This is a genomic window from Atopobiaceae bacterium (assembly GCA_022483015.1).
Classification (GTDB): Bacteria; Actinomycetota; Coriobacteriia; order Coriobacteriales; family Atopobiaceae; genus JALCUE01.
This window is the reverse complement of record JAKVOB010000001.1, coordinates 180,170-191,697: the sequence shown is the minus strand read 5'-3', so window position 1 is coordinate 191,697 and position 11,528 is coordinate 180,170. Positions and strand designations below refer to the sequence as shown.

Genomic DNA, 11,528 nt, shown 5'->3' with positions numbered 1-11,528 from the left:
CTCGCGTCTCGGATGGTGCCTACCATGGTCGCGGATGACCGAAGCCCATCTCCTGTAATGATAGACTGGGCCCCGTCAGGGTCGATGCGGGCGAGGTCGTCACCTACCTCGCCCGGACTCATCATCTGGAAGCCAGGCGATTGCGATGACACCGCTCAACCTCGTGGACATCTCCCTTCTGCTGGGCCTCTGGCTCGTTGCCTGGAACACGGACGTGCTGTTTCGCTGCCGCGCGTCGAATGCCAAGTCGCTCATGCTCTGCATGGGCTTCATCGCCGGATTCACCTGCATCGGCTACTTCATGGAGCTCAACGCCCAGTCGATCGACGGTGCCTCCGCTGGCGTCACCCTCGAGTTCGTCTGCGGCAACCTCTCCCTCTATCTCTACTACCTCTTCATCGCCGACTGGTGCCAGGCGAAGGTGCCCACGTGGCTTCGCGTCGCCCTTGCGCTCGAGGTGGGGATCGGCTGCCTGATGGCCCTTCCGGGAAGGTACCAGCCCCTGTACTTCACCCCGACGGGCATCGCCACCGGGGAGCTGCTGCCGGGCGTGCTTCTCGACTACGGTCCGTTCGAGTACATCAACAGTGCGGTGCAGATCTTCATGTTCTGCTCGACCATCGCCATGAGCGTCCATGCGCATCATACGCACCGCCTCCTGGGTGACACCTCCATCCTCGTCCTGTTCACCGTCTCGGCGGCCACGCCTCTCCTCCTGTCGCTCCTCCAGGCACTCGGCGTCTTCGGGAGCTTCGACCCCTCGTCCCTGAGCTCGATCATCACGCTCGGCATCCTCACGTACTGCATCGTGCGCAGGCGCGCCTTCGATGCCCTGCCGCAGGCCTTCGAGACCATCGTGGCCACCATGCCCGAGGTCGTCTGCGTCCTGGACTCCGAGGGCAGGCTGCTCTTCTCGAACGCGATGGCAAACGACCTGTGGGGCGACCTCGACGTCGGGAGTCCCCTGCCCGCCTCGGTGAGGCACTGCCTCGACCAGAAGGAGTTCTTCCTGAACGACCATTACTATCAGCTGACGACGATCGACCTGCCTGGGAGCGACGAGCATCAGGGCCTCATCGCGACGGCATCGGACATCACCAACCTCAAGCACATCAACAACCTGCTCGAGACCGAGCAGGAGCACATGCGGAAGGACCTGGTCCTCGCCGCGTCCATCCAGGCGAACGCCCTGCCGAGCGTGTTCCCGCCCTGGCCTGGTCGCATCGACTTCGACATCTTCGCCACGATGCAGGCGGCGCGCGAGGTCGGTGGTGACTTCTACGACTTCTTCCTGGTGGACGAGACGCATCTGGGCGTCGTGATGGCCGACGTGTCTGGCAAGGGCATGCCTGCCTCCCTGGTCATGATGTCCGCGAAGTCCTACATCAAGGACCACATGATGGCCGGCAGGACCCCGGCCAAGGCCTTCGAGCTCGCCAACGACCGTCTCTGTGCCGAGAACGGCGCAGGTATGTTCGTGACCGCCTGGGCGCTGCTCGTGGACCTCTCGAACGGCCATGCGCAGTTCGCCAACGCCGGGCATAACCCGCCGCTCATGTGCCACGGCGGGTCCAAGGACTGGTTCTTCGTCGAGTCACGTCCGAACTTCGTGCTGGCCGGCATGGCGGGCGTCACCTATCGGACCTGCGAGTTCGACTTCCAGGCGGGGGACGACATCTTCCTGTACACGGACGGCGTGACCGAGGCCATGAACGGGGCCGGCGAGCTCTTCGGCGAGGACCGCCTGCAACATGCCCTTGCCTCCTCCGACGAGAAGGACCCGACCAAGCTGCTGCCCGCGGTGCGCCAGGACATCGCAGGGTTCGTCGATGGGGCCGAGCAGTCCGATGACATCACCATGCTCGGTCTGCGCATCAACCTCCTCGGGAGCTATCTGCGCGTCCCGGCGACCTTCGAGGCCTGCGCCGTCGTGGCGGACTTCATCGAGGGTTGGCTCACCCAGGGGCATCTCCCCCCTCGCCTCATCGCGCAGGTCATGGTGGTCCAGGACGAGGTCTTCTCGAACATCATGAGGTACGCATATACGACATCTGCCTCGGGTGATGCTAAGCGGCAAGGCGTCATCGCCGCCCCTGGTGGGGAAGAGGCGCTGGCCCCCGCTCCCCCCGAGGGGGTGCGCGGTGCGGGCTCCCTCGGCCGCGCCGCCCCTGGCGAGGCGACGGTCGAGCTCGCCGTCGAGGGAGGTCAGGTGGTGCTCCGCTTCATCGACGCCGGCGTGCCCTTCGACCCCACGGGTGGTTCCCCCCATCCCCATGGCGTCGAGGAGATAGGCGGGCGCGGCATCATCCTCGTGAAGGGCATGATGGACGGGATGGCCTACCACTATACGAACGGCCTCAACGTCCTCACCCTGAGCAAGAGGGTCCCCTCGGATTCGTGACGGTGCCCGACCGTGTGCTACCGCTCGTTGGTTCCTTCGCGTGGCGGGGCTCGCGGTGTCTACAATGGCGCTATGCATGCGTGGCGTCGCTGGCCACCCAAGCGGAAACGTCTGACGGAAGAGGTCTCGATGGACATCATCAAGCATCAGGATGGCACGACGCTCACCATCGGGCTCGTGGGTCGGCTCGATACCAACACCTCGCCCCAGCTCCAGGAGGAGCTCGACTCCTCGCTTGACGGCATCGTCGACCTCGTCGTCGACTTCGCCCAGATCGACTACATCTCCTCGGCGGGCCTCCGCGTCCTCCTTGCCGCGCAGAAGCGCATGGCATCCCAAGGGTCGCTCACCATCGTGAATGCCTGTGATGCGGTCATGGAGGTCTTCGACATGACGGGGTTCTCGGACATTCTCACGATCAAGTAGGCCCGTCCCATGACGCCGCCGGACGAGTCGGTCCTGTTCAGGGGTATTGCCGAGGTATCTGATGTCGGCATCATGGTCAGCGATGTCGCGACACATGAGGTCGTCTATATCAACCAGGCCTTCAAGGACCTGATGCACCTCGGTGTGTCTCCCCGTCCTGGCGAGACGTGCTTCTCGTACCTGCGTGGCCTCGATGCCCCCTGCAAGGACTGCGCGGGCTGCAGCCTGGAGTGCGGGGAGTCCCTGGAGTCCATACGCCATTATCCCAAGGTCGGCCTCTATATCAGGATCCGCAGCACCGTCCTCGAGGTCGGCGGACGGAGGCTCCTCCTCGAGTACGACATGGACGTCACGGAGGATCATGCCGAGCGCCTGCGCCAGCAGGACCTGCTCGACCTCATGCCGGCCGGCATCGGGATCTATGAGATACGGGGTGACGTCGCCCACCAGGTCTACATGAACGAGGGCTTCCTGCGCATGGTCGGCGAGACCCGTGCGCAACATGAGGGGCGGGTGGGGGACGACCCCATACGCGGGGTCCATCCCGATGACAAGGAGGCGGTCTCGAGGTTCATCAGGGGCCTCTCCACCAGGGACGAGGTCGCCACGACCGTATATCGGAACCTCTGCGGCGACGGCTCCTACAAGTGGCTGAGCGTCTCCGCGTCGGTGGTGAGGCGCATAGACGATACGACCATCGTCTACTGCGGGTATTCCGACTATGACCACACCATGGCGACGAAGCAGCACCTCGAGCGTGCGAACAGCCAGGTCAAGGCTCAGTATGAGCTCGAGCGCAACCGGCGGCAGTTCCTCGAGCAGGACAGCCTGGTCACCATCACCTATGACGTCACACGCGACATCGTGACGGAGTACCGGAACGTGCACCATCCGCAGGACCGGTCGCTGGACAACAAGACCGGATCGGAGTGCGTGGCCCTCCTGAGGCAGGGCATGCCCGTCGAGAGTGACCGTGCGCTGCTCGCGTCACGGTTCGACCGCATCACGAACCTCGACCTGTTCGACGGCGGGATGCCCGAGCGCAGCATGGACTTCCGCGTCCGGTTCGATGACGGGTGCCTCCACTGGCTGAGCGCGGACAGCAGGATGGAGCGTGACTGCGACACGGACGACGTCGTCGCCTACGTCTTCGTGCGTGACGTCGACCTCGAGAGGAAGCGCTCCCTCGTGGCAGATGGGGTCATAGACGAGGAGACCGACTTCGTCATGCTCCTGAGCGTGGTCTCGGGCAAGGCCGTGCTGCTCCGTCTGCGCGACGACTATGCGGACCGTGGCCAGGCGCTTGGCGAGGGGTTCGACTATGATGCCGCGCTCTTCGGTGGGGACGCCCCCGTGCTCGAGGGCATCGTGCCGGAGGACGTCGCCAAGGTGCGGAGGTTCTTCTCGCGCGACGCGTTGGTCGAGGGGGCGCAGGGAGGGGCGGTCGACAAGATCACCTACCTGCGCATGGGCGAGGACGGCGAGCCGCATTGCAAGCGGACGCGGGCCTTCTATCTCGATGACACCCATGAGGACATCGTCCTCGCCAGCCGGGACATCACCGACATCTACGAGCAGGACCTCAAGCAGCAGCAGGTCCTGCAGGAGGCCTTGAGCAAGGCGGAGGGCGTGAGCCGCGCCAAGAGCGAGTTCCTCTCGAACATGAGCCATGACATCCGCACCCCCATGAACGCCATCATCGGCATGACCCAGCTCGCCCTCGACGAGACCAAGGAGCCTGGGACGAGGGAGGACCTCCAGCACATCAAGGAATCGAGCGAGTACCTGCTCCACATCCTCAATGACATCCTCGACATGAGCCGCATCGAGAGCGGCCGTTTCACGCTCAACTGCACATGGGCCCCTCCCATGGAGGCCCTCATCCCCTGCGTGAGCATGGTCGCCCCCGAGATGGAGTCGAAGCATATCCACTTCGAGTACCCACAGGGTACGGGTGTCGCTGGTTACGAGTACTACATGGACGTCCCCAAGACGCAGCGGCTGCTCATGAACCTGCTGAGCAATGCCCTCAAGTTCACCGGCGAGGGAGGCCATGTGACGATCGCCGTCAAGAACCTGAGCCATGACGAGGAGGACACGTGCGACCTCCTCACGGTCTCGGATGACGGGTGCGGCATGAGCGAGGGGTTCCTGAGGCAGGTGTTCACCCCCTTCGCGCAGGAGCGCCTCGAGGGCACGGGCGCCATCCCGGGGACGGGGCTGGGGCTCGCGCTCGCGCGGAGGACGGCACGCGCCATGGGCGGTGACATCTCGGTGACGAGCGCGCTGGGCGTCGGCACGACCTTCTCGGTGACCCTGCCCTATCGCTACCGCTCGAGGGACGCGGCCGCGCCAGCCGTCCAGGACGTCTCGCAGGGGCGGCAGGCCGCTCTGGCGCAGGGGATTCCCAAGGAGCACGAGCCCGTGGACCTCACGGGGCTCAAGGTGCTCCTCTGCGAGGACAACCACGTCAACGCGCTCGTCGCGCAGCGTCTCCTCGAGAGGCAGGGCTGCGACGTCCGGCATGAGGCGGACGGGCAGGCAGGCCTCACGGCGTTCTCGGAGGCCGAGACGGGGGCGTACGACGTCATCCTGATGGACATCCGCATGCCGGTCATGGACGGCCTCGATGCCACGCGCGCCATCCGTGCCCTCGACCGCCCTGATGCCAAGACGGTCCCCATCATCGCGATGAGCGCCAACGCGTACGAGGAGGACGTGAGGGCGAGCCTCGAGGTCGGGATGGACGCCCACCTTTCCAAGCCCATAGACCCACAGGTGCTCTTCGACCTGATCGCCGAGCAGGTGGGCAGGAAGGCCTAGGGGGTTGCCGACGCGGGGTGACGGCCGTGCCTACGCCTCGAAGACGACGGACTCCAGAGGGCGGAGGGTCCCTGCGAGCGAGTCGCCGTAGGTGGATGCGAGGAGCCCCATGCCGTCGACGAGCGATGCCTCGTAGGGCGCGTCCTCGTCCGAGAGGTTCGCGAGCACGACGGCCTTTCTGGCCCCTGCCGTCCTCTGGAAGGCGAGGACCTGCTCGCTCGCGGGCATGAGCTCGACGTAGTCGCCCGACACGAGTTCCTCGTGCGAGGCGCGGAGGGCGACCAGCCGTCGGTACCAGGAGAGCACGGAGGCCTTCTGGGCATCCTGCGCCTCGACGTTGTCCGTGGCGTAGTCGTCGTGCACGGGAAGCCAGGGCGTGCCCGTGGAGAAGCCCGCGTGGCTGCCGTCGGTCCATTGCAGGGGGGTGCGGGCGTTGTCACGGCTGAAGCGATGGACGCACCTCAGGGCCTCGTCCGCCGTGAGGCCGGCCGCGATCGCGGAGGCGTACTGCGACGCGGACGAGACGTCGTCGTAGTCGTCGATCGAGGGCCAGGCCACGTTGGTGTAGCCGAGCTCCTCGCCCTGGTAGACGAAGGGCGTGCCCCGCAGGGTGAGCAGGACCGTCGCCAGCACCTTCGCGGCCAGGGCAGGGTCCACGCCCGCTGGGAGGAAGTTGGAGGGCGACCTCGGCTGGTCGTGGTTCTCGAAGAAGATGGGGTACCAGCCCGTGGTCGCGGTGTTGGCCTGGGATGCGGCAAGCGCTGCCTTGAGCTCCGTGAGCCTCCAGGCGGGAGCCTCGTACCAGACCTCGGCGGAACCCATGGGGACGTGCATGTGCGAGAACTCGAAGACCATGTCGAAGACGCCGTCGTCGCCCACCCAGAGGGGCAGGTCGGACGCGACGACGCCGTTGGCCTCGCCCACGGTGAAGATGTCGCGCCCGTCGCAGACGGCGTCCTTGAACTCATGGAGGTAGTCGAGGATGCCGGGCGTGTTGGCGGTCATGTCATGGATGCGGACCATGCCGTCATCGGCGTCGGGCGTGCCGTCGCGGAACTCGTCGGGCTTCCTGATGTAGGTCACGGCGTCCACGCGGAAGCCGCCCACGCCCTTGTCGGCCCAGAAGTTGGCCACGTCGAAGAGCGCGGAGCGGACGCGGGGGTTCGCCCAGTTGAGGTCGGGCTGCTGGGGGGCGAAGGTGTGCAGGTAGTACTGCTGCCGTGCCTCGCACCACTCCCATGCCGAACCCCCGAAGATGCTGCGCCAGTTGGTGGGGGCGCTGCCGTCGGGTCTGGCGTCGCGCCATATGTACCAGTCGGCGTGCTCGGCCGTGGGTGACGAGGCGGAGTCGACGAACCACGAGTTCTGGTCGGATGTGTGGTTGAACACGAGGTCCATCACGATGCGGATGCCGCGCTCGCCGGCACGGGCGATGAGCTCGTCCATGTCGGCCATGGTCCCGAAGCTTGGGTCGATGGCATAGTAGTCGGCCACGTCATAGCCGTTGTCGACCATAGGGGAGGCGTAGACGGGGGTGAGCCAGGCGGCGCCGACGCCGAGCGAGGCGAGGTGGTCGAGCTTGGACGTGATGCCCTGTATGGTGCCCGTCCCCTGGCCCCTCGTGTCGAGGAAGCTCTTGGGGTAGACCTCGTACACGATGGTCCTCTGCCACCACTTCAGCGAATCGGACATGGGCGCTCCTCCATCTGCCAGTCACTGGTCTTCTCAAGTTGTTCAATCAACATGGTGACACTTCGGACGGCGAGAGTGACGTCCCATCGGTGGGCGGTCGGCACCTGCATCCGTGACAGCCGGGGGTTCGCCCCCACTCCGGTGGCTCGGTCTGTCATGATGGCATCAACCCACACGAGAGGACCCAAGCATGAACGAGAGCGGTCGCGCCATCCTGTCTGACCCCCTGACCAACAAGGGGTGCGCCTTCACGCGGGAGGAGTGCCTCGACCTCGGTATCGACGGCCTGCTCCCTGCGGCCTTAGAGACCCAGGACCAGCAGGAGGCCCAGGTCTGGGAGCGCTTCCTCGCCCAGCCCACCGACCTCGCGCGCCGCATGTACCTCATGGACGTCTGCCATACCAACACGAGGCTGTTCTACCTCAGCATGGAGAGGCACCTCTCTGAGTACATGCCCGTCGTCTATGCGCCCACGGTGGCCCAGTCCATCGAGGGGTACTGCGACCACTACTCAGGCAGCTCCGTCGCCTACGTGGACGTGGAGCATCCCGAGGGAATCCGCCGCGCGCTCACCCAGTTCGCCGGCGTGGGCGCGGACATCCGCCTCGTCGTGGCCACCGACGGCGAGGGCATCCTCGGCATCGGCGACTGGGGCGTGAACGGGGCGGAGATCCTCACGGGCAAGCTCGCCGTCTACACGGCGGCCGCCCACATCGACCCGGCCCAGATCCTCCCGGTCATGATCGATTGCGGCACCAACCGGCAGCAGCTCCTGGATGACCCGCGCTACCTCGGGCTCCGTGAGCATCGTGTCCGTGGCGAGAGGTACGACGCCTTCATCGACGCCTTCGTGACCACGGCACTCGACCTCTACCCCAAGGCGCTCCTCCACTGGGAGGACTTCGGACGCCCCTGCGCGGCGCCCATCCTCGAGCGCTATCGCGACCGCGTCCTCACCCTGAACGACGACATCCAGGGGACGGGGGTCACGGTGCTGGGTGCGCTCGAGGCGTCACGGCGTGTGGCAGGCGCGAGCTACGACGACATGCGTGTCGTCATCTTCGGAGCCGGCACGGCGGGCATCGGCATCGCCGACCAGATCGTGGACGGGATGGTCTCGTTCGGTGGGCTGAGCAAGGAGGACGCCTCCTCGCGCATCTACGCCTTCGACCGGCAGGGGCTGGTCACGTCCGACCTCGATGACCTCACCGAGGGGCAGGGGCGCTATGCCCATGACCGCTCCGAGCTTCCCGCGGGACTCGACCTCACCAGCCTGGCCGATGTCATCCTGGCCGTCCGGCCGTTCGGGCTCGTCGGGACCTCGACGGTGCATGGTTCCTTCGACGAGCAGGTCTGCAAGGCCATGGCCCAGGGCTGCGATCGGCCCTTCATCGCCCCCATCTCGAACCCCACGAAGCTTGCCGAGGCCGCGGCTGCAGACGTGCTCGCCTGGACCGAAGGACGCGCGCTCGTGGTCACGGGGACGCCCTCCGACCCGGTCGAGGTGGCCGGCATCACCCATAGGATCGGGCAGGGCAACAACGCCCTCATGTACCCCGGCATCTGCCTGGGGGCCATGGTCATCTGCGCCAAGGTCGTGAGCAGGTCCATGCTGCTTGCCGGCGCCCGCGCCCTTGCCGACCTCGTCGACGTGGAGACACCGGGTGCCCCGGTCCTGCCGCCCATGGCCGAGCTGCCTCGCATCACCCGCCGTGTGGCCGAGGCCGTCGCGACGACGGCGATGGACGAGGGCCTGGCACGCGTGCCAGCGGATGACGTCGACGCCGCGCTCGATGCCGCTGCCTGGAGCCCTCTCTACTAGGTCGGGGCCCACCGTCGAGTCAACGATGGGCCCCGCCTGTCGTGACACGCAGGACCTTGGTGCATCAGGCCTGTGAGGTCGCGCCCTCTGCGCTCGTGCTGACCTGCGGGTCGGTCGAGCTTCTCCTCCAGATGATGCTCGTCACTGCGTAGCCTGCGGCGAGGAACGCTATGACGACGAAGGGGAAGATGTTGAAGGGGAACTCGAGGGCATCGGGGGCCACGTTGGCCCACAGCACGTAGGCCAACAAGACGCTGCCAGCGGCCGGGAAGATGTTCTGCCAGGTCCACTCGTGGCTCTTGACCCCGAACTCGGCAATCGCGGCTATGCAGGTGAGCAGATAGACGAGTACGAGCGCGATGGTGCCTATGGTGCCGACGTACTGGAACACGAGGAAGCCGTCGATGGTGGCACCGGACCCGAGGAAGACCGCGAGAACGGTTGCCACTGCGACGACGGTGATGACACCGTCTGCCACGGAAGGGGTCTGATGGCGGGGATGGACCTTCCCGAGCGAGATAGGCGCCTTACCATCCTTTGCCAGCTGGTAGAGGACGCGTGAGCTTGCAGTCATCGACCCCAGTGCCGTCGAGAAGGCCGAGATGCTGATGAACAACGTGATGATCGTGGTGAACGTCGGACTCAGGTAGCGTGAGGAGAGCTCCACCACAGCAGAACCCGATGAGGCGAAGGCGGCGATACCCTCTGGCGAGAGACCGTAGGCGTTCACCTCGACGAAGCTGACGAAGACATAGACGATGCCAGCGAAGATGACGGTGCTCAGGATGGCGACCGGGATGTACTTGTGAGGGTTCCTCGTCTCCTCGCCCAGGCTGGCAGCCCCTTCGAACCCGCCGAAGCTCAGGATAGCGGCAACCATGCCGGTACCGATGCCCGTGGCCGTGGTGTCCCCGGACGTCTGGAACGGAGCGATGCTCAGACCGGTCGTCCCAGCCACCTGCACTGCGATGGAGATGAGACCTACCAGGAGCAGGGCCACAGCGATGAGCTCCACCACGAGCATGAGGCGTGTGCTCAGGTGTACGTCGGAATACGTTATGTACCATATCCCCGCAAGCGCGAGGAGCGTGAAGACGACCCAGGAGATGTCGATGCCGGTCAGCTCGAGCACGAACTGGCCGAACAGGTAACCAAAGGCCGACGAGCAGCCGGCCGTCCAGCAAGTGTAGGTGAGCAGGAGCGCCCAGCCGCTGAGGGCACCGACATGCTTTCCCAGGCCGACCTCGATATAGGTGTAGGCCGAACCTGCCGAGGAGTATCTCGACCCGAACTTGACGAAGGCCGTCGCTACGAAGAGAAGGGAGACCACCGAGATGACGAAGACGAGGCTCACCGATGACCCTGCATCCGCGGCGATCATACCGAAGTTCATCGAAGAGGCGAACGTGGGCGCAAGTATTGCCACGGAGAGGGCAATCACCTCGAAGAAACCAAGTGCATCCTTATGAAGCGTTCCAGTAGATGAAGTCTCAGCCATGATCTCTACTCCTCGTTACCATCGTCGACGATTGCCCATACGCGAGCCGGAAGTCCCGTGGCCCCATCTATCCGCGGTACCGAGGCGAAGAGGACGGCGCCTGTCGCGGGTACCTGATCGAGGTTCGCGAGAAGCTCGATCTGGATCTTGCCCTGCTGCAGGACGAAACGCTCTGCGACCAGGTCACCTGTGCGTTCGGCCCCCACGGATGCGTCGGTGTCCAACGTCTCGTGGCCCGTTCCCTTGACCCCTCGCTCCTCGAACAGGAACCTAAGGGTCTCGATCGTCCAGCCAGGCGCGTGCTCGTGGCCTGTCTCGTCAAGGTTCGCAAGGGCATCACCACTCGGCCAACGCTTGTACCAGTCGGTCCGAAGGGCTACGAAGGATCCGGCCGGGATGATGCCGTGCCTCGACTCGTGCTCATGGATGTCGTCAAGGGTCAGCTCGTAGTCGGGGGACTTGGAGACCTTGTCGGAGATGTCGATGACTACCAGGGGAAAGACGAGCTGCTTCTGGTCATAGGCATCGGAGAGCTTCCCTCCCTTGACGAAGTGACCGGGAAAGTCGACGTGCGTCCCGAACTGGCCTGGGAACTTGAAGGTCTGGATCAGGCAGGAGAGTACGTCGGAATCGAAGTCGAGCACCGTCCTGCCTATCTCCACGGCGCCCTCGTCGAGCCCTCCCCAGTAGGGGGAGTCGTCATCGAGGTGGTGCGAGAGCTCGACCCATCGGTACCGTTCCAGCCGTTCGAATGTGTCCAGAAGGCTCATGTCGTCATTCCTCTCAAGTGTGATCGGTAAGAAAAAGCCCGCGGTGTGCGGGCTGCTACGGTGGCTGCGGCCCCGAGGTCACTCGGGCGCAACCGT

The 11,528-nt window shown here is 65.3% G+C and carries 7 protein-coding genes; 4 read left to right on the top strand and 3 right to left on the bottom strand.

Going from position 1 to position 11,528, the window contains the following annotated elements; genetic code table 11:
- Positions 1–145 precede the first annotated feature (145 nt).
- The 3 genes from LKE50_00830 (at position 146) to LKE50_00820 (ending at position 5,650) form a co-directional block, all read left to right on the top strand.
- Entirely contained in the window at positions 146–2,401 is a 2,256-nt protein-coding gene (locus LKE50_00830; GenBank protein MCH3967188.1) for a SpoIIE family protein phosphatase, read from the top strand.
- 129 nt (positions 2,402–2,530) lie between these two features.
- Positions 2,531–2,827: an STAS domain-containing protein gene (locus tag LKE50_00825; GenBank protein ID MCH3967187.1), complete on the top strand. Its 297-nt coding sequence runs from the start codon at positions 2,531–2,533 to the stop codon at positions 2,825–2,827.
- Positions 2,828–2,836: 9 nt separating this feature from the next.
- Positions 2,837–5,650, top strand: coding sequence for a response regulator (locus LKE50_00820; GenBank protein ID MCH3967186.1), 2,814 nt, complete (start codon positions 2,837–2,839; stop codon positions 5,648–5,650).
- Between the two features lie 30 nt (positions 5,651–5,680).
- Here the strand turns inward: LKE50_00820 and LKE50_00815 are convergent, their stop codons facing one another.
- Positions 5,681–7,342 carry an alpha-glucosidase gene (locus LKE50_00815; protein MCH3967185.1) on the bottom strand — a complete coding sequence of 554 codons (1,662 nt, stop codon included), beginning with the start codon at positions 7,340–7,342 and terminating at the stop codon, positions 5,681–5,683.
- Between the two features lie 190 nt (positions 7,343–7,532).
- On the opposite strand from LKE50_00815, the gene LKE50_00810 reads away from it, so the two are divergent.
- Entirely contained in the window at positions 7,533–9,164 is a 1,632-nt protein-coding gene (locus tag LKE50_00810) for an NAD-dependent malic enzyme (protein ID MCH3967184.1), read from the top strand.
- Between the two features lie 64 nt (positions 9,165–9,228).
- Here LKE50_00810 and LKE50_00805 read toward each other — a convergent pair whose 3' ends face one another.
- Both LKE50_00805 and LKE50_00800 read right to left on the bottom strand, forming a co-directional pair.
- On the bottom strand, positions 9,229–10,662 hold the full coding sequence (locus tag LKE50_00805) for an APC family permease (protein ID MCH3967183.1): 1,434 nt from the start codon (positions 10,660–10,662) through the stop codon (positions 9,229–9,231).
- A gap of 5 nt (positions 10,663–10,667) precedes the next feature.
- Positions 10,668–11,432: a cyclase family protein gene (locus LKE50_00800; protein ID MCH3967182.1), complete on the bottom strand. Its 765-nt coding sequence runs from the start codon at positions 11,430–11,432 to the stop codon at positions 10,668–10,670.
- Positions 11,433–11,528: the final 96 nt, after the last annotated feature.

Excerpts from the sequence above, each read along its gene's own strand:
- LKE50_00825 (MCH3967187.1), top strand. The coding sequence starts at position 2,531 with ATGGACATCATCAAGCATCAGGATGGCACGACGCTCACCATCGGGCTC.
- LKE50_00810 (MCH3967184.1), top strand. The coding sequence starts at position 7,533 with ATGAACGAGAGCGGTCGCGCCATCCTGTCTGACCCCCTGACCAACAAG.
- LKE50_00805 (MCH3967183.1), bottom strand. The coding sequence starts at position 10,662 with ATGGCTGAGACTTCATCTACTGGAACGCTTCATAAGGATGCACTTGGT.
- LKE50_00820 (MCH3967186.1), top strand. The coding sequence starts at position 2,837 with ATGACGCCGCCGGACGAGTCGGTCCTGTTCAGGGGTATTGCCGAGGTA.
- LKE50_00815 (MCH3967185.1), bottom strand. The coding sequence starts at position 7,342 with ATGTCCGATTCGCTGAAGTGGTGGCAGAGGACCATCGTGTACGAGGTC.
- LKE50_00830 (MCH3967188.1), top strand. The coding sequence starts at position 146 with ATGACACCGCTCAACCTCGTGGACATCTCCCTTCTGCTGGGCCTCTGG.
- LKE50_00800 (MCH3967182.1), bottom strand. The coding sequence starts at position 11,432 with ATGAGCCTTCTGGACACATTCGAACGGCTGGAACGGTACCGATGGGTC.